General features: G+C 56.6%; 19 protein-coding genes and 1 pseudogene. 17 read left to right on the top strand and 3 right to left on the bottom strand.

All coding sequences use genetic code 11. From position 1 onward, the window contains the following. Positions 1–259: 259 nt before the first annotated feature. Entirely contained in the window at positions 260–3,040 is a 2,781-nt protein-coding gene (locus ABSE61_RS28935) for an ATP-binding protein (protein WP_423874579.1), read from the bottom strand. Positions 3,041–3,570: 530 nt separating this feature from the next. Between ABSE61_RS28935 and ABSE61_RS28930 the strand changes: the two genes are divergently transcribed. The 17 genes and pseudogenes from ABSE61_RS28930 (at position 3,571) to ABSE61_RS28850 (ending at position 18,470) form a co-directional block, all read left to right on the top strand. After that, positions 3,571–4,122, top strand: coding sequence for a hypothetical protein (locus ABSE61_RS28930; RefSeq protein WP_423874578.1), 552 nt, complete (start codon positions 3,571–3,573; stop codon positions 4,120–4,122). Between the two features lie 532 nt (positions 4,123–4,654). Further along, on the top strand, positions 4,655–5,290 hold the full coding sequence (locus ABSE61_RS28925; RefSeq protein WP_423874577.1) for a TetR/AcrR family transcriptional regulator: 636 nt from the start codon (positions 4,655–4,657) through the stop codon (positions 5,288–5,290). A 172-nt stretch (positions 5,291–5,462) separates the two neighbouring features. After that, positions 5,463–6,530: a BMP family ABC transporter substrate-binding protein gene (locus ABSE61_RS28920; protein ID WP_423874576.1), complete on the top strand. Its 1,068-nt coding sequence runs from the start codon at positions 5,463–5,465 to the stop codon at positions 6,528–6,530. Positions 6,531–6,563: 33 nt separating this feature from the next. Beyond that, positions 6,564–7,364 carry a cysteine hydrolase family protein gene (locus ABSE61_RS28915; protein ID WP_423874575.1) on the top strand — a complete coding sequence of 267 codons (801 nt, stop codon included), beginning with the start codon at positions 6,564–6,566 and terminating at the stop codon, positions 7,362–7,364. Between the two features lie 3 nt (positions 7,365–7,367). Next, entirely contained in the window at positions 7,368–7,850 is a 483-nt protein-coding gene (locus ABSE61_RS28910; protein ID WP_423874574.1) for a RidA family protein, read from the top strand. Positions 7,851–7,853: 3 nt separating this feature from the next. After that, positions 7,854–9,356 (top strand): ABC transporter ATP-binding protein, encoded by a 1,503-nt coding sequence (locus ABSE61_RS28905; protein WP_423874573.1) that lies wholly within the window; start codon positions 7,854–7,856, stop codon positions 9,354–9,356. Positions 9,357–9,517: 161 nt separating this feature from the next. Then, positions 9,518–10,384, top strand: a complete 867-nt coding sequence (locus ABSE61_RS28900; protein ID WP_423874572.1) for an ABC transporter permease — start codon at positions 9,518–9,520, stop codon at positions 10,382–10,384. Further along, on the top strand, positions 10,377–11,309 hold the full coding sequence (locus tag ABSE61_RS28895; protein WP_423874571.1) for an ABC transporter permease: 933 nt from the start codon (positions 10,377–10,379) through the stop codon (positions 11,307–11,309). Before ABSE61_RS28900 ends, ABSE61_RS28895 begins: the two co-directional genes overlap by 8 nt. A gap of 715 nt (positions 11,310–12,024) precedes the next feature. Then, the gene (locus ABSE61_RS28890) at positions 12,025–12,501 is read left to right on the top strand and encodes a RidA family protein (protein ID WP_423874570.1); all 477 of its coding nucleotides are present in this window, start codon (positions 12,025–12,027) and stop codon (positions 12,499–12,501) included. Further along, positions 12,495–13,049, top strand: a pseudogene (locus ABSE61_RS28885) (ATP-binding cassette domain-containing protein); the annotation flags it as partial. The gene ABSE61_RS28890 and the pseudogene ABSE61_RS28885, both read left to right, overlap by 7 nt. A gap of 114 nt (positions 13,050–13,163) precedes the next feature. Then, on the top strand, positions 13,164–14,075 hold the full coding sequence (locus ABSE61_RS28880; protein ID WP_423874593.1) for an ATP-binding cassette domain-containing protein: 912 nt from the start codon (positions 13,164–13,166) through the stop codon (positions 14,073–14,075). Further along, positions 14,072–15,091: an ABC transporter permease gene (locus tag ABSE61_RS28875; protein WP_423874569.1), complete on the top strand. Its 1,020-nt coding sequence runs from the start codon at positions 14,072–14,074 to the stop codon at positions 15,089–15,091. Before ABSE61_RS28880 ends, ABSE61_RS28875 begins: the two co-directional genes overlap by 4 nt. 35 nt (positions 15,092–15,126) lie before the next feature. Then, on the top strand, positions 15,127–16,104 hold the full coding sequence (locus tag ABSE61_RS28870; protein ID WP_423874568.1) for a substrate-binding domain-containing protein: 978 nt from the start codon (positions 15,127–15,129) through the stop codon (positions 16,102–16,104). Between the two features lie 63 nt (positions 16,105–16,167). Continuing rightward, entirely contained in the window at positions 16,168–16,329 is a 162-nt protein-coding gene (locus ABSE61_RS28865) for a ribbon-helix-helix protein, CopG family (RefSeq protein ID WP_423874567.1), read from the top strand. Beyond that, positions 16,326–17,258: a DUF1989 domain-containing protein gene (locus ABSE61_RS28860; protein WP_423874566.1), complete on the top strand. Its 933-nt coding sequence runs from the start codon at positions 16,326–16,328 to the stop codon at positions 17,256–17,258. Before ABSE61_RS28865 ends, ABSE61_RS28860 begins: the two co-directional genes overlap by 4 nt. 148 nt (positions 17,259–17,406) lie before the next feature. Beyond that, complete coding sequence (locus tag ABSE61_RS28855) at positions 17,407–18,000, top strand: helix-turn-helix domain-containing protein (RefSeq protein ID WP_423874565.1); 594 nt, start codon at positions 17,407–17,409, stop codon at positions 17,998–18,000. 65 nt (positions 18,001–18,065) lie between these two features. After that, positions 18,066–18,470, top strand: a complete 405-nt coding sequence (locus tag ABSE61_RS28850) for a RidA family protein (RefSeq protein ID WP_423874564.1) — start codon at positions 18,066–18,068, stop codon at positions 18,468–18,470. Between the two features lie 596 nt (positions 18,471–19,066). On the opposite strand, the gene ABSE61_RS28845 is transcribed toward ABSE61_RS28850, so the two are convergent. Continuing rightward, a complete protein-coding gene (locus ABSE61_RS28845; RefSeq protein ID WP_423874563.1) occupies positions 19,067–19,318 on the bottom strand; it encodes a GMC oxidoreductase in 252 nt (83 codons plus the stop codon). A gap of 1,055 nt (positions 19,319–20,373) precedes the next feature. Continuing rightward, positions 20,374–20,982, bottom strand: a complete 609-nt coding sequence (locus ABSE61_RS28840; RefSeq protein WP_423874562.1) for a CarD family transcriptional regulator — start codon at positions 20,980–20,982, stop codon at positions 20,374–20,376. Between the last annotated feature and the right edge of the window lie 31 nt (positions 20,983–21,013).

Raw genomic sequence — 21,013 nt, 5'->3', positions numbered from 1 at the left:
GATAAGCGCTGGCGGCTGGACTTTCCGATCGTCTCTGGATGTCAGAGTTGCCAACTGGCACCCAACGCTCCTCAAAACGTGGAAGAAGCATCGGCCGGAGCGGACAAGAACGCCAATTAAAGGGTGTAAAAGGGAGTAAAATCATAGCTTCTGTCGTGTCGGTGAAGAATTTCACGCGACACGCCGAAGCGGAAACCCGAGAAAATCGGGTTCGCTTGGATTCGATCAGAACGAGATAGGAGCCTTGGGCTATTATTCTTTAGGACGGAAGCCCGGCAATGAGCTCAGACGCGATTTTCAAATCGGTGGTTTGGTGTCCTTGTTTAAACAAGGCAAGGACCGGCTCGAGAACCTCACGCGCGGAGGGCGCGTCGTCTTCATTTCGCTTCAGGTGGGCGATGCTGGTCGCCAATCGCAATTGCCATGAACGCGCGCCCTGTGCTTCAGCGACTTCGTAGGCGCGGCGCAACAGAAATTCCTTTTGACCTTTCACCCGGTGCGGTCGATCGATTTCTGCATCTATTCGCATCAGTTCCGCCGTGCACCATGTTGGTGAGCCGGGCGGAGAGCGTGCAAGAAGCCTGGTGCTTGCGAAGGTCGGGCTGAAGGTAGCGAAAAGATCCTCTTGGGATGGGATCATCTCGGCAAATAACTTCGGAAACGCGGGCGAGTGCTGGGCCATCTCCAGATCGCCAATAGCGATCCGGTACATGCGCGACCATCCATGCCAGTGCTCGAATGTCTTTACTGATTGCGTGGAGGCGATGGATGCGAACTGACCAGCGAGCGCAACGTCGCCGCGCCAGATGGCAACAGGGCAGAGATTGAATGTGAGTGCCCAGCAGATTGTCTGAGCGTGATCAACTTTCAGTCCGTGCTGGAGGCACTCTTCCGCGGCAGCCAGAGCATCATCGACATGCCCACTGATCCACAGCAATCGAGATCGGATCGCGAGGGAGGCGGTCATATCGTCGATTTCGTAGGCATTGAGAGTAACGGGAGCCGTGAGATCATTGGAGTTGGCGAAGACCTGATCGAGTTCCCGGAGAGCATCGGCGTGATTGCCGAGATCGTGCCACGCCCGCGCAAGGATACGGTGCTTTTTGCGCTTGACCGCAGGCTCATTCATGTTTCGTGCAGACAGAGCGTAATCGCTCGCGAAATCGATGGCTGCCTGGTAGTCCCCCCAGTTTCCGGAGACACCGTAAAGCATCCAGAGAATACTTAGCTCCCGCGACTTTTCCGAAAGGCTACGTGCAATGGAAAGCGCGCGCTCGAGATGAGCGATGACCCCCGGTGTCGGGCCTGTGCCGTAGTAGAACGATAGCCCAATCGCAGTTTCAAGCGCCAACTCGTCGTGACGACGATTTTTGCCTTGCTGGATCAGCGCTTTAAGTGCGAGTTCGAGAAAATCTCGGTTCTCAACCAGGCGTGATAGAGACAGCCATACCGGCAGCGCTGCTATGACTAGATTCAGTCCCACAGAAACGTTTCGCGCCTGACCGAGAGCCCAGTCCAGACTCGCGCGAACGTTTTTCAGGCTTTGACGACAACGTTCAAGCCGCTCGAACCTTCCTCTTTCGTCAGCCTCCGATACAGATGCGAGTTGGTTCAGCAAATAGTTGGCAAGCGAAAGATGGGCATCATCCGCTTTACCGGAGCGATCAAGTTCTTCTAGAGCAAAGGCTCGGGTTGTTTCGTTAAACCGGTACCTAGCGATCTCTCCGCTCACATCGACTGTGAGCATCGACTTCGCGACGAGGTTGGTGACGCCATCGAGGCACGCGCCAGACTCCGCGGCATCGCCTGGCGCCATTTCGGCAGCATCCACGATATTGAACGTCGTTGGGAAGACAGACAACCGGCACAAAAGCAACTGTTCCACAGGCGAGAGCAGTTGATAACTCCACTCAAGCAGTCCTCTGAGTGTTTGATGCCGGGCAAAGGCCGTGCGCCGTCCTCGGGTCAGTAGCCCAAAGCGATCATTGAGACCTTGCGCCAACTGCGCCAGGCTGAACAGGTCCACTCTTGCCGCCGCCAATTCGAGTGCCAACGGAATTCCGCCTAGCCGCCGACAGATGTCCAGAGTTGCCGGAACGTCTGCGTTGCTCAGATGAAACCCATCCTGATTGGCAATGACACGCTCGACGAAAAGCGCGACGGCAGAGTATTTTAAGGCATCGCTGGCTGTGACACCTTCGTTTTCTTCTGGATAGTCCAGTGGGGCGAGGCGATGTACCCACTCATCGGGAATACGCAGTGGCTCGCGGCTTGTCGCAAGTACACGAGTGCCATTTGTGGTTTTAAGGACCGTCTCCGTAAAACGGGCCGCGGCCTCTATCATATGTTCGCAATTATCGAGAATAATCAGGGTCGGCACGTCGCGAACGCGCCTCAGAACGTGGGCGCGAGGTTCCGAAGGAAAATCGGCGCCGAGCGCAACGGCGGCAATCACCCAAATTCGTTCAGGATCCGTTGTGGTGCTCAAGTCGACAAAAGCCCGTACCCTCGTCGCTATATCCGTCCACGATTCTGCAACAACCAGCGCAAGGCTGGTCTTTCCGATCCCTCCAGGTCCCACGATTGTGACCAACCGACGATGGGAAAGCTGCGTAGAAAGGTTGCCGATAGCATTCGATCTGCCCACAAGCCGCATTGGCGCGGGAAGCAGATTATTTCTGGTCGGCTCGACGTCCGCAGGCAGTGAAATAGCAGCGTTGCTATCTCTAACAACCGGTTCGATGAAGCGATAGCCTCGGCCGGGAACATTCAGGATAAACCTCCGCCCAGTACGGCCGTCACCCAACGCCTTTCTCAGCGCTCCTATGTGAACGCGCAGGTTGGCTTCGTCCACCCACACTCCTGGCCAGACTTTCGCTATCAGTTGTTCTTTCGTTACGAGTTCACCCGCCTCTTCGAGCAGGGCCTGTAACAATCCGAACGCTCGACTTCCGACAAGGAGAGGACGACCGCTTTCGCGCAATTGTTGACGCGCCGGCAAGAGTTCAAACGCGCCGAATGAATAAACCAATTCAGACACCGTCGCACTCCTCGCACTCGAACGAGCCGCGGCTTCTATTTACCCGCGCTTTTACATCTTTTTACAACCGTATGATTGAGCAAAATTGAACAGGAGGGCGCATAAAGTGGCCAGGCAGCGCGGGCGAGAGCTAAGGCGACGTCGATTTCTCTCCCAGTTGAACAGTCAAGCAAAGGGGATGTCATTCGCGGCATTGTCATGTGTGACCCCAAAGCGAAGTTCCTCGACCGTCTTTCCCGAGTTGGTCCAAGATCGGGATGCGTTCCTTTGGGGGCAAGTGTCGGTATTTGACCCGCGTCTAAGTCTGCGAGTTTCCAAATTCGTGCATTTATCGTGAAAGTGTTCTTTTTTATACAGGTCGTGGAAGGCCAGATATGCAAACCTTCTTCGCATCACCGTCCTGCTTCAGCATCTACCGGTGGCTGAGAGTTTTGCGCTCCCACCTGATCCAAGGTGAGCAACATGTCCCGACCACAACAGTCATTGACTGGTATGGAGCGCGACACGTGCGAAAGTGCCGTGACTGAGGCTTGGCAGGAGCCAAAGCATTAACGCCATCGCTGCTGGCGGCAAGCCCGCGCCACTGCTCAGATCGTCGAAGCAAAAGGCTTTTGCCGCCGCGCTCACGCGCGAGGACCTCGGCAGAATCTTCGCTGCTCAGAGAGGTCCGCGACTATCGATCAAAGCCGAATGAATGGAGAAAGCACATGACTCGTATATTGTTCGTGGGCCAAAAGCCCGAAACCGTAGACTTCTCCGACCCCGCCTTGCCACCAGGTTTCGATGCGGAAAAGATCAACGCCGGCATTGCCGTCGCCGTTGCGAAGATCGGAGAACGCGGATGGCAAGGCGACACCTGCATGATCACACCCGATGAGGCTGGGCGCGCAATGCTCGAAAAAGCACTAAAGGAGGCAGCCTATGACTGCGTGGTGATCGGTGGCGGCCTCAGGATTCCGCCAAAAAGCCTGACCCTGTTTGAGATGGTGGTCAACGCCGTCCATAAAGCAGCACCTGGCGCAAAAATCGCATTCAACACGCGCCCGGATGACACTGCCGAAGCTGCAGCCCGCCAACTCTAATGCTGGCTAATGCGTGCAAAATAGGCTGTGTCGTTAGTATTTGCAGACGGTCAAATACACAATTCAGTGCTAACGAGTGCGGCCTTCACGCGCGCGTTAACGGCGACTTCAATCCGCGAAACTGTGCTTATTTCGAGCCTTGCGATTGTATCACGAGTGTGTATCACTGCCGCAGTTGATGCGCGTGATACTCTTTGTATTTCAACAGATTAGCGTCCTAGCTCCCGGAGGTTCGAATCCTCCCGCCCCAGCCAACTAGTTCACTCAACTTAAGATAGTTTACAACTTCGCCACGGAATCTCTTTAGAATAAGGGGGTTTCTGCATTGTGACTCTCCAATTTTGTCTCTGCAAGTTCACTACTTTAGCGAGAATCTCTCGAAAGTCTCCAGCCTGTGACGGGAATATTCCCGTTTTTCGGAGACTTCGGACGGAGACTTTTGCGATAACGACTGCGACGTAAAGGTTGCAGTCGAAAATAAGTCTGGTCCCACCGCTTTCTCTAGTTCGCTAAAGCACGTATTGAAACGTGAATGTTAAAGAAGCTGGAGAAAGTTTCCACGGGAACGCGCGAGCGTATTCTGCGCATCGCAATCTCAGAATTTTCTGAGAAGGGCTACAGTGGTGCGCGCGTGTCGACTATCTGTCGCAAATCGCGCGCCAATCCGCGGATGATATATCATTACTTTAGCGGCAAGGACGGTCTCTACGTCGCCGTGCTAGAGCATGTCCTTGGCGAACTGCGCCAAGAGGAACTCAAGCTCGATGTCGAGCATGTCAGTCCGCTGGACGGCATCATGCAGCTTTTCGACTTTACCTACGAGCATTTTGGTCAACACCCTGAACTAATTCACATTCTTAGCGGCGAAAATCTTCAGCGCGCTAAATTTCTTAAACGTTCTTCGAAAACGCCAGTCGTAGCCTCGCCGCTCATTTCGTTGATTGGCCAGTTGCTGAAGAAGGGCGAAAAAACCGCTGAATTTCGGAGGGGTATCGACCCGCTCCAGCTATATGTAGCGATGGTCGGCTTCGCTTACTTTCACCGTTCTAACGCGCCTACGCTATCGGTCATTTTCAAGTCGGACATACTTAAGGGCGACTGGCAGGCGGAGCACAAGCGCTACGCCAAAGAAATGCTGGAGCGGTTCCTCAAGCACAAGCCGTCGTAAATTTGGTCAACGGCTGCCCAGACGTTCGGCAAGTCTCGGCCGCTCTCTACTTTTGTCTGCGGCAGGTCATTTCGCTTTTTTCTGCATTTTCAGATGGATCGGGAAGATCCGGCTTCGTGGCATGGTGCTTGCTTCAGGTAAATAAACGTTTACTTACTCAGAGGAGCGTCGCATGAAAAAGATCGTGTTTCTTTCCACTCTAGCGATTATCGGTGGCTTCAACTTTGCGGATCCGGCGTTTGCCGAAGACAAGATTGGCTTCATTTATGTCGGGCCAGCTGCCGACGCCGGCTACAACACTTCGATGGATAATGGTCGCAAGTACGTCGAGAAAAACATGCCGGGCGTCACCACGACCTCGTTTGAGTTGATTCCGGAGACCGCCGAAGTTGAACGGGTGATGGAGCGCTTGATTGCCAGCGGCCACAAGATCATCTTCGCAACGTCCTACGGATATCTCGATTACGCTATCAAGGTTGGCGAGAAACACCCCGATGTGACCATCCTTCACGCCGGTGGTCTTAAAACGTCGAAGAACGTCGGTACCTATTGGGCTGACAGCGATGCGGGCATGTATCTCGCAGGCGTCGCCGCGGCTCATGTAAGCAAGAGCGGTAAGCTCGGCTTCCAAGGCGGCTTTCAGATCCCGCAACTAATGCGTTCGGTGAACGCGTTTACGCTGGGCGCCCAGTCGGTGAACCCAAATATCACTACGACGGTCGTTTGGAATGGCGGTTGGTGGGAGCCTCAGAAGGAAACGGAAGCGACCAACGCTTTCGCCGACGCCGGCATCGATGTGATTGCCGAACAAGTCGACAGCCCAATCACGATCGCGCAGGCGGCCGAGAAACGCGGGATCTACATGATTGGCAAGGACGTCGATATTCACGACCGTGCCCCGAAGGCATGGCTAACCGGCATATCTTGGGACTGGGGCCCGATGATGGTGGAGGAGATCAAGCAGATCAAAGCCGGCGCCTGGAAGCCGTCCAATCTCAGAGGCGATCTTTCGACCGGGAACGTCGTGCTTGATCCCTTCGGTCCCGCCGTTCCCGCTTCCGCCCAGGCTGATATTCTGAAACTCAAAGCCGAGATCAACGCCGGCAAGAAGTCCATTTGGGAAGGACCGATCCTTAAGCAGGATGGTACAGTGGTCGTGCCCGCCGGCCAAAAACTCTCGATGGAGCAGGTTGAGACCATGAACTACCTCGTCAAAGGCATCACGGGCGCAACCAAATAGAACAAACCTCATCGCCGCGTCAGGAGGCTAACCATGAACGTGACAGCCAAGCCAGCCGTTCCCGTCGAGATGGGGACCAGCCCAAGCCAGTCCTGGAAGGTCACGCCTGACGCGGTCGACATGACGCGGCCGGCACCCCCGGTTCGGCCGCTCGCCATCGCTGCCGAACCGCAGAATATCACCGTCGATGCAGCCAAATCAGCCTTGCTGATCGTCGACATGCAGAATGACTTCTGCACCCGAGGGGGCTGGCTCGATTCCCGCGGCATTGACATCAGCCCGAACCGCAAGCCGATCCAGCCGCTCGCGTCCCTGATCAAAGCGTTCCGGACAAATCAAATTCCCGTCGTTTGGGTAAATTGGGGCGTCCGCAAAGATCTGCTCAATATTAGCCCGTCATTGCGCCACGCCCACAATCCGCGCGGCGATGAACCCGGGATCGCTCAGCCTGTGCCGGGCACCCGGTCGGAAGTTATCGCGATAGGAAGCTGGGGCGCTCAGGTTGTGGATGAGATCAATCCAGGAGAGGCGGACATCCAGATCATCAAGCACCGTTTCAGCGCGTTCTGGGATACTGAGACGGACGCGGTGTTGCGTAATATGGGCATCAAGACCTTGTTCGTCAGTGGCGTGAACATGGATCAATGCGTCATGACAACGCTCGAAGACGCCAGCTTCCTCGGTTACGATACGATCCTTATCGAGGACGGAACGGCTACGACCTCGCCCGAGTACTGCGTCCAGGCCGTACTCTACAATGTCAAATTGCTGTTCGGTTTCGTCACGCAGTCGGCTGCAATTCTGGAGGCGCTGGTTGCCGCCGACCAGAGATAAGCGATGACCGAATCTTCATTCATCAAGTCCGCGGAAGAGCGGCTGGCGAAGCTTGGCATCGAATTACCTGATGTGCCGACCCCGATCGCGAACTTCGTGCCGTTTCGCCGCCACGAAGGGCTTGTGTATCTCGCCGGTCAGGTTTGCGAATGGAATGGCGAAGTGCGCTTCGTTGGCAAAGTGGGTGAACAATACGGGCTTGCCGAGGCTCAACAGGCGGCGCGCATCTGTGGGCTCAACCTGCTCGCCGCGCTGAGGCTCGCCTGCGGCGGCTCGCTTAATCGCGTAGCTTATTGTTTGCGGCTCGGCGGCTTCGTAAATTGTACACCGACGTTTCCAAGCGTCCCGCAAGTCGTCAACGGCGCCTCCGACCTTATGCATGAACTGTTCGGCGCGCAGGGCCATCATGTCCGTACGGCTGTCGGGGTGGCTAATCTTCCACACGGCGCGGCGGTCGAGGTCGATGCCGTGTTCGCCCTGGAGTGAGTCATGTCCGCTCTTGTGACGCTTTCCGCCATTCGCAAGCAGTTCGGCTCCGTCATCGCCAATGACGACGTGAGCCTTGAAATCCATGCGGGCGAAGTGCTGGCGTTGCTCGGCGAAAACGGCGCCGGCAAAAGCACGTTGATGAAGATTTTGTACGGCTTCTATCGTCCTGACGCTGGCACGATTGCCATAGATGGCTCGCCAGTAACATTCCACTCGCCGCGCGACGCGATGAGAATTGGTATCGGGATGGTCTTTCAGCGGTTCTCATTGGTCCCCGCGCTGACGGTGCTTGAAAATCTGCTAGCGGCATTGCCTGATGCGCCGTGGTTCCAGTTTCGGAGCAGCGCCCGCGTTGCAGCGGCCACGCGCTGGCTGAAACGGCTCGCGCCGGATATTGACCCTCGGCGCCCGGTTCGCACACTGGGCATCGGCGAGCGTCAGCTTGTCGAACTCGCCAAGGTACTGAACTTGGATGCTAGGATCGTGGTGCTGGACGAACCCACCTCAGTACTGACTCCCTCGGAGACCGATCGACTTTACGGGTTCATTCGGACGCTTGCCTCTGAAGGCAAAGCCGTGGTGCTGATTACCCACAAGCTCGCGGATGTCGCGGCCTGCGCGGATCGAATCGCGGTGATGCGAAGTGGCAAAGTTGTTGACCGGGCTGCAGCCCGCGGCCGCTCGCCGCAAGCGCTGGCAGAAGCGATGGTTGGATCAGGGTCGGTCGGCTCGTTGGAGCCGCCTCGACTTCCCGAGAGCACGTTGCCAGTGCTACAGGTCTGTGCGCTTAGCGCCCACGTGGAAAGCCGGACGATCAAAAATGTATCTTTCGAACTTGCGGCCGGCGAGATACTCGGGATTGCTGGCGTCTCCGGTAACGGACAGTTCGCTCTAGCGGAGGCGTTGGCTGGCCTTATTCCAATTTCCAGTGGCGATATCTTGGTGTCAGGCATCAGCATTGCGAGCCGACGATCCGATGGCAGCGTGGCTCGCGATGTCGCCTACATTCCCGAACGTCCGATTGACAATGCGGTAGTGGCGAGCCTCGATCTTTCGACTAATCTTTTGCTAAGAGGCGCACGCGACCTGCCATTCTTTCCGAGGCACGGGGAGATCGAGAGGCAGGCGCTCAAGTTGATTGCAAGCTATGATGTGCGACCGCCAAGACCGACCGCGGTCGCTTCGGCGCTATCGGGCGGGAACCTGCAGAAACTAGTCATAGCCCGCGAACTATCCCGCAATCCACGGGTCGTGATCGCCTGCTATCCAACAATGGGTCTTGACGTTCTCGCAGCTCACTCGGTCTATCGTGAACTATTCCGGCACGCTGCGGAGGGGGCCTGCGTCGTTTGGATTTCCGAAGAGCTCGACGACCTTATGAGTTACGCACATAGGATCGCGGTTATTTACGATGGTGAAATCGCTGGAATCGTGCGTCACGAGCAGGCCGACCGCCTGGTTCTCGGCGAATGGATGGCGGGTCATACAGCAGAAGCCGCATGAGCAACGCCGGTCGTGTAAGTTTCATCGCAGTTTGCGGCGGAGCCACCGCTTTTTTGCTCGTCGCTGTCGCGTTTCTGTTCGCAATCGGTCGGCCGCCGCTGGCGACGCTCGCTCAAATGGGACTTTACGCTTTCGGAGACAGCTATTCGTTGTCGGAAAGCTTGGTCAAGGCGACGCCGATCCTGCTGTGCGCGCTCGCGGTTATCCTGCCCGCGCGGCTAGGGCTCATAACGGTCGGAGCTGAGGGCCAGCTGTATTTCGGCGCGCTGACGGGCACAGCTGTCGTCATATCTTTCTCAAATGGCCCAGCCATCCTGCTGATGCCGGCCATGCTCGCGGCCGGCGCGATAGGCGGCGCGCTTTGGAGTGGCGTTGCGGGGCTGCTTCGGGCGAGATGTAACGTCAACGAAACCATCTCGACATTGCTGATGAACTACGTCGCGGTGCTGCTGGTGAACTATTTTATCTACGGGCCCTGGAAAGATCCGGCAAGCCTGGGCTGGCCAGCGACAATTCCGTTTCCGGCGGGTGCGCTTGTGCCCACTTTGTTGGGTACCCGCGTCCACGTAGGTCTAGTTGTCGGCATTGCAGCCGCTGTGATCCTTCATGTGGGAGTGACTCGCACGCGTTGGGGCATTGCTCTGAGTGTACTCGCAGGAAACCGCAAGGTCGGTGCGATGGCCGGGTTCAGTTTCGTTTTCCAAACCATGCTAGTCATGGCGATTGGCGGGATGCTTGCCGGCTTTGCAGGTATCTGCGAGACCTCGGCCATACAAGGACGACTGCAGGCAGGCCTTTCCGTTGGATATGGCTTAACGGGATTCCTGGTAGCTTGGTTGTCGGGCCAACATTTTCTGCGGGCGGTGCCGATCGCGATCCTAGTCGGTGGACTGATTGCCGCGGGTGATGCATTGCAGCTTTATTCAAAGATCCCAAGCGACAGCGCGACTATCCTGCAGGGATTTCTGTTCGTAGCCGCACTTGGCGCCAGCGGCCTGGCAAGCCGGTGGATTACCCGCCATGGATAGCCAGGACTATATCACTGCTGGCTCCTGGGCTGCAGCGATGCTGCGTTCGTCCACACCCCTTATGATGGTGACGCTCGGAGAAACACTTACGCAGCGTGTCGGCATCGTTAATCTTGGAATCGAAGGCCAAATGCTATGCGGAGCCTGCGTAGGGTTCGCGGCTGCTGCGCAGACGGGTAGCCCTGAGCTGGGGCTGATCGCGGGCGCAGTTGCCGGTGTCCTGTTGTCGCTAGTACACGCGGTCCTTTGTCTTGGATGCTCCGCCAATCAAATCGGAAGCGGCATCGCCGTATGGACGCTGGGGCTCGGGCTCACGTCCTACTTCGGCCGCGCGGTGATCGGCGGGAAGGTGAGCGGGCTCGCGTCGATGGCTGGGCCAGGCTTTGCCAGCGTTCCTTTCGCAGGGCCGATTCTTACGCAACTAACCCCCGTTGCGCCGCTAGCTATTGCCCTGGTTCTCTTCGGCGGTTTCTGGCTTTATCGGACGCGCACCGGGCTAAACTGGAGGGTGGTCGGAGAATCGTTCGAAGCAAGTCGAGCGCTTGGAATACGTCCGCTGCTCGTTCAGTTCCAGGCCATCTTAGTGGGCGGCTTGTTGTCTGGTTTCGCCGGCGCGATCCTGTCCGTGGATTATACGCAGACCTGGGCGAATGAAATGACGAAAGGACGGGGATTTGTTGCTGTCGGTCTTGTCATCGTCGCTCGGTGGAATCCCAATCTTGTTCTGCCGGTCGTGCTGCTTTTCGGTTTAAGCGAAGCCGCAACCCTGCGCCTGCAGACCACGGGTTTGGCGGTCTCGCCGTACCTGATCGGATGCTTACCTTACCTAGTCTGCCTGACTTGCGTGGTGATTGTCTCGCTGCGGGAAGGCCGCATTGGCGGAATGCCCGCAGAATTGGCTTCAGTGTTCGGACGACGGCATTAGAGCCCATGTAATAGCCGAATCCCGCCGGTGCGGACATTTGTACTGCCGCCTGGGTCATCCGTTCTTAACGTGAGCAAACCATTACCCGCGTCTCCCATGCCCTTACATTTTAGGCATACGGGCCCGAAAGTCTCCGAGCCTGCAATCGGCGGAAATCAGGCGAAATTCCTTTGAGATTTCAAAGGTCTTTTTCTAGCTGGGAATATGGGAGTTCGAATCCTGCGAGGTCAGCCAACCATTCGCTCAATCTTAGATAGTTTATAATTTGGCGACGGAATCCCTTCGAAATAAGCATTTTTTGCATTCTAGTTGGTTTTGTTCGTCTCCACCAGCGCGCTACTTCTACGAGAATCCGCCGAAAGTCTCCGGCCTCTCACGGGAATATTCCCGTTTTTAGGAGACTTCGGGCGGAGACTTTTTTCGATATCGACTGCGCCGTGGAGGATGAAGTCGAAGTTGCGTCTCTTTATGCCCGTTTTCAACGTCTGCTGACACAAACAAAGCAGACGACTTATAGTCGATAAGTGCGCTTCTGCTCCTGACGCACAGCGGCCTTTGCTTCTCCGTCTGGCAAAATCAGCATCAAACGGTTTTCTTGCGTGCATCGAGCGAACTGCGCTTGATCAAATTATAGTCCGTTGCTGCATATTAAAGATACTTGCATAGCGTGCATCGCCCCGTATCCTATTCATTGGAATGTGTGAAGGAGGGGCGTATGGACAATCTCGCTTCTGGGACTGCAGCGGCGCCGCTCTCTCGTTACGCGCCATTTCGGCGCGCAGGCGATGTCGTCTATTTCTCCGGCATTATTGCCGCTGACCCATCCACTATGAGGATTATCAAGGGCTATTCGGATCTTCCTGCGGAAGCGCGCAAGCTGGCTGGCGAGATCGGTGAGATGTCGTCGGACTTGAAGGACGGGCCGATCGCCGCCCAATCGTGGTGGATATTGAACAGCTTGCGTCTGACGGTTGAGGAGGCGGGCGGGACGCTCAATGACGTCGTCAAGCTTACGCAATTCTTCCGAAATTTGCGCGACTTTCCGATCTATAATCGGATCCGTGCCACCTTCTTCGAAACGCCGCCGGCAAGTACGGTGGTCCAGGTATCAGAGCTGCTGCCGACCTCCGAGACGTTGCTTGAGGTCGAAGCGGTTGCCCACATTCCGCTCGCGCGCGGCGATGCGTGCTAGCCGTGGCCTCCCGCCAATTATTTCCGGCAGATCGAACCCACAGCATCGATGACGGCCCGCTCATCGAGCTGAAGAACGTTGCGAAGGATTATCCGGGCGTGCGCGCGTTACGGGGAGTCTCCCTGGATTTGCGTCGAGGCGAGGTCCACGCGCTGGTCGGCGAAAACGGTGCTGGCAAATCGACCTTGATCCGGATTCTGTCAGGCGACGTTCCGCCTGATGACGGATCGATGTTGATCGACGGCAAGCCGGTCGTCTTTGAGGGGCCGCGCGACGCGCGGCGGAACGGCATCGTCACGATCTTTCAAGAACTAACGATTGCGCCGGATTTGAGCGTCGCGGAAAACATCTTCCTCGGTAATGAGCCGGGCTCGGTATTTTACTCGCGGAAAAAGGCCGAGCGCAGGGCGGCCGGGGTTCTGGCTTCGCTCGGCATAGGATCTCAAATAAGGCCATCCGAATTGGCAGGCCATCTTTCGACGGCCCAAAGGCAGCTCATTGAAATCGCTCGTGCGCTGGTGTTGCACGCACCGGTGATTGTGATGGATGAGCCGACCGCGGCCTTGTCGGAAAACGAAGCGGCGGCTCTGCGCCAGTTGATCATCCGAATGAGGACGGAAGGTACCTGCATTCTCTATGTGTCCCACCGGCTCGACGAAGTCATGGAGATTGCCGACCGTGTGACGGTGCTTCGCGGCGGGGAGCGGGTTGCGACGATGGATGCATCCTCTGTCGGCGGGACGTCCGAACTGATTGGCCTGATGGTCGGGCGTCCGATTTCCGAACTGTTTCCGTCGCTCAACGAGAAAATCGGCGAGGTTGTGCTGAGCGTTTCAGGCCTCTGTCGTCGCGGTGTCTTCGATGACATCAGTTTCAACGTACGCGCCGGAGAGGTGGTCGGCTTTGCCGGACTCGTCGGCGCCGGCCGGACAGAGGTCATGCGGGCCATCTTCGGCGCCGACGCACTGGATTCTGGCCAAATTCGCAAAAATGGCGAGGCTGTCACAATACGCAATCCGCGAGATGCCATTGCACAGGGCATCGCATATCTGCCGGAAGACCGCAAAAACCAAGGCCTGGTGCTCTCGATGTCGGGCGCCGAGAACGTCGTCATGGCGTCGCTCGAAAAGTCGACCGTTGCCGGCTTCGTCTCTGCGTCGGCGATCCGCAAAACAGCGAAGACCGTCGGCGACCGGTTGCACTTCAAAGGGCAACTCGACGCCGCGGCGGGAACAGCGTCGGGTGGTAATCAGCAAAAGCTCGTCATTGGCAAATCAATCCTGACGGGCGCGCAAATACTGATCTTCGACGAACCGACGCGCGGTATCGACGTCGGTGCAAAAGCCGAAATCTACAGGCTCATTCATCTTCTGGCTGCAGACGGCGCTGCGGTGATTATCGTCTCGTCTGATCTGCCCGAGCTTGTAGGGACCTGTCATAGACTTTACGTCATGTCGAATGGCCGTATTCGCGACGAACTCCGGTCCGCCGAATTCGACGAAAATCGAATTCTGGCCGGAGCCTTCGCGGGGCACATGGCGCTGGGAACTCCGCACGCGGCGGGGGTGCCATGACCATCGCGACCGACGCCCCTGAAAAAGCCGATCATACGCCCAGCCAGGATGACGGCCGTTCGACACCGGTCGCTTTCCTTCAGCGCCATGGGCGCGCGATCGGTCTCCCGATCATCGTCTTTGCTATGGCGGTCTTCTTTTCCATCGAATCAAACGTCTTTCTCTCGCTGTCGAATTTCAGAAATATCGGGGTATCGGCGGCCGCGCTTGCCGCGGTTTCCTTTGGCCAGACGTTCGCGATTCTGACCGCAGGTCTGGACCTGTCGGTCGGTGCGACCGTCGCTTTTGTCAGCATCGTCGGAGCGCTGGTCATGCGCGACCATGGTGTTCTGGCGGGGCTCGTCGCTTCGCTCACGGCCGGCGCCGGTGTTGGCCTCGTCAATGGGATCGTCATTACGCGTTTCAAGGTTTTTCCGTTTATCGCGACGCTGGCGATGATGTCCGTGGTCTCCGGCCTCGCGCTCAGCCTCAGTGGCGGCGTTGCCGTTACCGGCGTTCCGGAAGCCTTCTCCAGTTTGGCCTACACACGTATCGTCGGCGTTCCGATCCCCACCGTTATCGCTCTCTCCGTCCTGGTCGTCTGTATCGTCACGCTGCGATACACGAAATTGGGCCGGCGAATCTACGCGATTGGCGGCAATGAAGAGGCAGCGCGGCTTTCCGGTATTGCGATCGGCGCGGTCAAGATCGCCGCCTACGTTCTGAGTGGCCTCTGCGCTGCGGTCGGCTCCCTCATTCTGACGGCCCGCGTCGCATCGGGTCAGCCCTCGCTTGGCGCGACGCTTCCTCTGGAATCGGTTGCAGCCGTCGTTCTTGGTGGCGTCTCGCTTTTCGGTGGGCGTGGTTCGGTCGTCGGCGTCGCGTTTGGCGTGCTGTTCATCAGCATTCTCTCAAACGGCCTCAACCTGCTGAACGTCCCGTCTTACACGCAGATGATGGTGATCGGTGGTGCGCTTATCCTTGCGGTTTCTCTCGATCAAACCTTCATCGACTCCCGGGTCGGCAAACGAAGTTGATGCATCTCACACGCAAATACAAACAGGAGAATCAAATGCAGTCTGGTTTATCTATCAAGATATTCGTAACGGCGTTGACCGCTGCGGGCGTTCTCGCGCTTACGGCCGCGAATTCCGTCTCTGCTGCCGAGAAGATCGGCGTATCGATGCCCAATGTCAAAGGCCCGTGGTTCACACCCGTGCTTTACGGAATCTCGGATGAGGCAAAGAAGCTCGGTTACGACGTCACCATCCAGGACGCGGGCGGATATGCGAACGTCGATAAGCAGGTGAGCCAGTTCTCCAACCTTGTTGTGCAGAAGGTTGCCGCCATCCTGATAGATCCTGCAAACCCGGCTTCCTTCAATGGAGCGGTGAGAGAGGCGAAGGCCGATAAAATTCCCGTAATTGGTGCCGGAAGCCCGATCGTGGCCAGCGATGTCGAAGCTGACGCGGCAGCGTCTTCAAGCCACTGCAACATCGGGCACGAACTTGCCAAGGGCGCTAAGACTCTGTTGCCGAACGGCGGTACTCTCGCTGTGCTTGCCGGACCGGCCGGAGCATTCTGGGCGTCCGACCGCCTCCGCTGCTTCAAGGAAGATCTTGCCGGCGGCAATATCAAGATCGTCGCTGAACAAACGAGCGAGCAGGACCCTGCAGTTGCGCTTTCGTTGGCCAGTGACTTCCTGCAGCGGTTTCCGCAGGTCGATATGCTGTATGGCGCCGATGATACATACGGAGTCGGCGCGGCGCGCGCAGCACAAGGGGCGCAAAAATGCGGCAAGGTGAAAGTGCTGTTCGCAGTGCTGGGCGAGGCCGCCGAAGAAATGATGCGGGCCGGCTGTGCGGATTACGTCGTGGCGCAGCAACCCGTGGTGATCGGCCGAACGGCCGTCCAGATGATGGATGCGCTTGTCAAGGGCAAGCCACTCCCGGCCAAGAAAGTCGAAGTGCCGCTCGTGCCCGTAACAATGGTGAACCTGAACTCAATCGACAAGACTGGCATGCAGGCACCCAAGGGTTGGACCCCATAACCCGCCTTACACGTTTCCCGCGCCGTTCGTGGCGCGGGAATGACCGTCCGCAGGGGGAACATCATGACAACGACCAAGATCAAGCTACGTCTCAATCAACAGCAACTCGAGCTGATCGACAACACGGTCAGGGCCGGTGAGAGCAACAGTCGCGAGGATCTTGTCCGCCGCGCCTTGCGCGAGTTCGTCAAAGTCAACCTTCCGCAACTGGAACAAGACAAATGACGTCATCCGAGCGCAAACTGCTCTGCGAGCACATCATCCAGCCCGGAACGGGCAAGGCGCTAGTAATGCGGCGCGGGCAGGTTCTTCGGATTGCTCAAACCAGCGGGCGGCAATGCGCTGACTTCAACTGTTTTAACCTGCACGACTACAAGGAATTCTTCCACACTGGCCGTACGCGTCATCTTCACGGCCTGCATCCAACCAAAGGCGATTTCCTGTGGTCGGCGCCGCCGCGCGAGCGTCCGATGATGGCGATCATCGAGGACACAGTCGGCACTAACGACGTTCTCTATCCGCGCTGCAGCGCATTTCTGTTCGAATATCAGTATGGTCTGCCGGTCCACACGAATTGCCATGACATCCAAGCCGAAGCGCAACGCGAATACGGGCTGACTCCGGACGACGTGCACGACTCATTCAATTTCTTTATGCACACCGGTGTCGGCCAGGATGGCCACCCTTTCATTGCGAAAAACACCGCGGGACCCGGCGACTATGTCGAACTGTTCGCACTGATCGACGTGCTTGCGGTGCCCAACGTCTGCGGCGCCGACGTCATGATGACGAGCGATTTCGAACTCAAGCCGCTGAAGCTGAGCCTCTATGAAGGCACGGAAGCGGATTGGGCTCGTGTCACCGAGCCACCGAAAATGCGCAATCAGCGCAACCCGCTTCATTTCAAGGTCAAGAACATCAAGGCGAATCGCGAGCTTTACAAGGATGAAGCCTATACGCCTGACTTCACCAACGTGCCGATCCAGATCGCTGATCTCGAGGTTGAACTAAGCAGCGAAGAGATGGGCTTGCTCTCCGAACTCGCCAAAACTGGTAAGTATGGCAACACCGATGCCGATGTCCTGCGGTACGTGTTCTTTACATGGTGGATCGGAGAGTTCATGCGCGGCCCTAAGCACGTCCCGAAGGAGTGAAACGGTCGCAAAGATCAGCTTCGCCGGGAGCTGCCGACTCACTTGCGGATGTGTTGACTGACAACTTATAGAAAGCGGAAAGGATGGCTGACGGCGACGTATCGGGCGTTCCGGCCTCCGTCTAGCAAACGTCCACGGGAAGCGAACAATGATTGCCAGGGCACGCAAGAAAGACAAGATCGGCTCGATGCCCGAGAGCCGCCTCGGGCTCAAGATGCGGCACACGCGGTTGCTCAAAGGGTTGACGTTGAAGAAAGTTGCCGAACTGGCCGAATGTTCGGAATCGCTTTTGTCCCGGATCGAAAACGGAAACGCGAACCCATCGATCAAGACGATGCACCGCGTCGCACTGGCGCTCGAAATGCCTGTATCGGGTTTGTTTCAGGAGGGCGTCGAGGATTCAAGCGTCGTGCTCCGCCAGGGCGAACGTCCGAGAGTCCAGGCCGGACAGCGTAAGGGTCATAGACTCGAGGCATTGATACCGAGCCGTCGAGGAAATCTACTCTCAGGCTATATCAACGATATCGAGCCGGGCAGCGGCAGTGAAGGAGTCATTACGCACGAGGGCGAAGAGTTCGGATACGTGCTAGATGGCGAGCTCGAACTGATCGTCGACAAGAAAAAGTATCAGCTGCGGCCCGGAGATAGTTTCTATTTCCGGTCAGAGAGGCCACATTCCTACACCAACAATCGCAAGAAGGTCGCGCGCATTCTCTGGCTGAACACCCCCCCGACATTCTAGATCGCTGGACGTCATGCCGGCCTTCGATCTATCTGCAAAAGACTGAGCAAACGGAGACTATTACGTTGGACAAAAAGTTCATTCACCCGCCCGAACTGTTCAAGCATCCGGCCTACAGCCGTGTCGTCACCGTGGCGGGTCGCAGCAAGATGATTTTCATTGCGGGGCAGACGGCGTCGGACGAGAATTATAAGCCGATGTTTGTGGGCGACTTGCGCGGCCAGTATGGTCGGGTCATGGAGGCGCTGACAGTCCAACTCAAAGCTGCCGGCGCGTCCTGGGACGACGTCGTTTTTCGTCGGCTTTACGTGCTCGACATGGATGCATTTATCAAAATCCAGACTGATCCAGCGATGACATTTCCATGGCATCCGGATCGTCCGCCACCGAGCACTTTGGTGGGCGTAACTCGCTTATCGCACCCAGACTTTCTCATCGAGATCGATCTGCTCGCGGTGACCGGAGGTTAGGCTACCTCGTAAACGGCTAACTACGGATGATAAGCAGCGCGCGCGGCTGAACTACACGAGCGGCGAATATCTTTTCCTCGTTGGCGTAAATGCCGATGCCGCCGGGGAGGGCGCCGGGCAGAACTCGGCGCGTTCGGTCTCCGTGCTCCGGATTACGGGAAGTATAGTTCCGAAAGTCTCCAGCCCGCACTTTCGGAGAAACGCCCGAAATTCTCGCGATATTTCAAAGGGCACTTTCGAATTAGGAATATGCTGGTTCGAATCCTGCTAAGTCAGCCAGGCATTCTAACGTTCTGCCGGGCTCCCAAATTACTGCGAAATAAGGCCGGAAATCCAGGCTTTTCGCGAATTTGCCCTTGTCTCCAGACTCCCAGTTCGCCGATTTTGGATCGCCAATTGCCGAAAGTCTCCGGCCACCTCGCGAATATTCCCGTTTTGCGGAGACCGTCGGCGGAGACTTGGTGCGATAACGACTGCCGCCCGAAGGCGGCACCCGATTCTGTGCACTGATAAGGTTTCGACCGAAAGCTTATCAGTTGCTGAGCACGGATCACCGAATGTGGCCGAAGCGATACGCCAGATTGTCGTGACGGAGCTCAGTCACCTTTTATTTGACTGGTAATTGCGTCGGCCGATTTGAAGGCGAGCGCCGTCATGGTGATTGTGCTGTTGCCGCAGGCGGTAGACGGCATGGCACCGCCGCCTGGGATGAACAGATTCTCATGATCATGTGTACGGCAGTCGGCGTCCACCACTGACATATCTGGATTGTCGCCCATAATAGTGCCGCCCATGATGTGTTTGCTCTGAGCGAACTTCGGTGAACGTTCGACTTCGACTGCACCCATGACCTCGCATATCGTAAAGTTGTTTGCTTGCGGCAGACGGAGGCGCGGTGAAGCTCTTACCTAGTACATGTGTGATGTCGAACTGAGTGCTGTAGCTGAGGTTCACTGAACCCGCCTTTACGTTCCGGCCGCCCCAGGTATCGATTATCTTGCACGCGTCCGTCTCGGGCGGGGCGACTGCTTCCGCCCGAAAGCCCGCAAAGAGAGGAATTGCGGTAGTTGCCAAAGAGACTGCCGATTTAATTACCGCTTCTCCTTGGCCGGTAGTGTTTTGGTTGATGGTCTTCAATCGTCCATCATCGTAGAAGCCGAACGTCGCGTCGCTGTCCACGAAGGTGTGAAATTCGCCTTCGATATCCCGAACGTTTATTGAGTGCATGCTCGCGGTATCGGCTGAATAGGCCATCGTCGGTCCGGACGACGTGCTTGTTACGATCAGATTTGTTCTCGAAGCGTCGCAAGATATCGCTTGTGCGACGGTCACTGATGTTTCGGACTTGGCAAAATAGTAATTGTACTGCACGTCAGGAATTGATGAGCAACCGGTAAGTATTACTGACATGCAAAGCGCACGAAAAAGCTTGGAAATACATTCCTCCGATTGACCCAACGGTAGGTTGCTGTGCAAGATGAAACATGTCAAGGTTGTTTGCCGCCGAAAGGATTCAGCGGCGAGCCGTTCTCGATAACTACCTTGGCGTTTGCCTTTTACGGAAGTTGAAACCCTTTGAGCGGGGGCGGGCAGGGCGACGGACTGCGAACAAGCGTCGGCGCGTGCCCCCAGATATCCCCTGACGCGCGCTGATCCAGCGGAAGAATGGCTCAACCGCTTGCGATCGAATGCAGATCACCACGGCTGGCACAGATACGACAAACCGATGGTCGCCAGTCTCAGCTCCAGCAGTGGGCAACTGATAAGGAAATTAGCAAAACTGAGTCAGTTGTGGACTGATAAGGTTTTTATGCTTACCAATCGAGGGGACCAGTGGCGTCGGCCACTGACCGAATTATTCCGTAACGTCTCATTTGCGAATTAATGTGTTTCCCAATTGGCACTATCTGATTCTACTCAGCAGCAAACCCTCGAGCTGCGAGACGGTCTTTTCCTCGCTTATGCCTTCAACCATGGATACCTCTCCGGCAAGCCGGTCAAGCGCGGCGGTGTAAAGTTGCCGCTCGCTGTAGCTTTGTTCCGAGTTTGCAGATCGCCGACAGAGATCGCGTGTTGCTTCAGCGACGGCGATGATATCACCCGATTTGATCTTGGCTTCAAATGCTCTAGCCAGTTGTGACCAATTGGTCCGCGCGCGACGAGAAGTTTCGCTCAAGACCAGTCGAGCGCGTTCGATAGTGGCGGAACTAGAGAGTTTGCGCATTCCGACGCGGGATGCCTTTTGTGTAGGCACGCGCAGGCTCATTTTTCTTTTCACGAAGTAGATGACGAAGAATTCTAGGCAGGCTCCAGCAATTGTTTGAACTTCGATCGCCAATATTTGGCCGACGCCGTGAGCCGGGTACACGACAAACTCGCCTAGAGCGAACTCAAGAGGATTGTCGGGCGTCTTCTCTGCTTGGGCGCTGTCAGATTGAACCGAGAAACTGTTTGTCTTCCGACTAGACTGATTTGCGTTGTCAAATTGGCTCTTTCGAAATTCTAAATTCATGTCGCCATGGGTCCATCACCTCTGATTCAAC

It is taken from the genome of Bradyrhizobium sp., assembly GCF_049519115.1.
GTDB lineage: Bacteria > Pseudomonadota > Alphaproteobacteria > Rhizobiales > Xanthobacteraceae > Bradyrhizobium.
This window is presented reverse-complemented; position numbering and strand designations above follow the sequence as displayed.

Coding starts and splice junctions, on each gene's coding strand:
- ABSE61_RS28925 (WP_423874577.1), top strand. CDS start 4,655: ATGTTAAAGAAGCTGGAGAAAGTTTCCACGGGAACGCGCGAGCGTATT.
- ABSE61_RS28920 (WP_423874576.1), top strand. CDS start 5,463: ATGAAAAAGATCGTGTTTCTTTCCACTCTAGCGATTATCGGTGGCTTC.
- ABSE61_RS28915 (WP_423874575.1), top strand. CDS start 6,564: ATGAACGTGACAGCCAAGCCAGCCGTTCCCGTCGAGATGGGGACCAGC.
- ABSE61_RS28910 (WP_423874574.1), top strand. CDS start 7,368: ATGACCGAATCTTCATTCATCAAGTCCGCGGAAGAGCGGCTGGCGAAG.
- ABSE61_RS28905 (WP_423874573.1), top strand. CDS start 7,854: ATGTCCGCTCTTGTGACGCTTTCCGCCATTCGCAAGCAGTTCGGCTCC.
- ABSE61_RS28895 (WP_423874571.1), top strand. CDS start 10,377: ATGGATAGCCAGGACTATATCACTGCTGGCTCCTGGGCTGCAGCGATG.
- ABSE61_RS28890 (WP_423874570.1), top strand. CDS start 12,025: ATGGACAATCTCGCTTCTGGGACTGCAGCGGCGCCGCTCTCTCGTTAC.
- ABSE61_RS28880 (WP_423874593.1), top strand. CDS start 13,164: ATGGAGATTGCCGACCGTGTGACGGTGCTTCGCGGCGGGGAGCGGGTT.
- ABSE61_RS28875 (WP_423874569.1), top strand. CDS start 14,072: ATGACCATCGCGACCGACGCCCCTGAAAAAGCCGATCATACGCCCAGC.
- ABSE61_RS28870 (WP_423874568.1), top strand. CDS start 15,127: ATGCAGTCTGGTTTATCTATCAAGATATTCGTAACGGCGTTGACCGCT.
- ABSE61_RS28865 (WP_423874567.1), top strand. CDS start 16,168: ATGACAACGACCAAGATCAAGCTACGTCTCAATCAACAGCAACTCGAG.
- ABSE61_RS28860 (WP_423874566.1), top strand. CDS start 16,326: ATGACGTCATCCGAGCGCAAACTGCTCTGCGAGCACATCATCCAGCCC.
- ABSE61_RS28855 (WP_423874565.1), top strand. CDS start 17,407: ATGATTGCCAGGGCACGCAAGAAAGACAAGATCGGCTCGATGCCCGAG.
- ABSE61_RS28845 (WP_423874563.1), bottom strand. CDS start 19,318: ATGGGTGCAGTCGAAGTCGAACGTTCACCGAAGTTCGCTCAGAGCAAA.
- ABSE61_RS28840 (WP_423874562.1), bottom strand. CDS start 20,982: ATGAATTTAGAATTTCGAAAGAGCCAATTTGACAACGCAAATCAGTCT.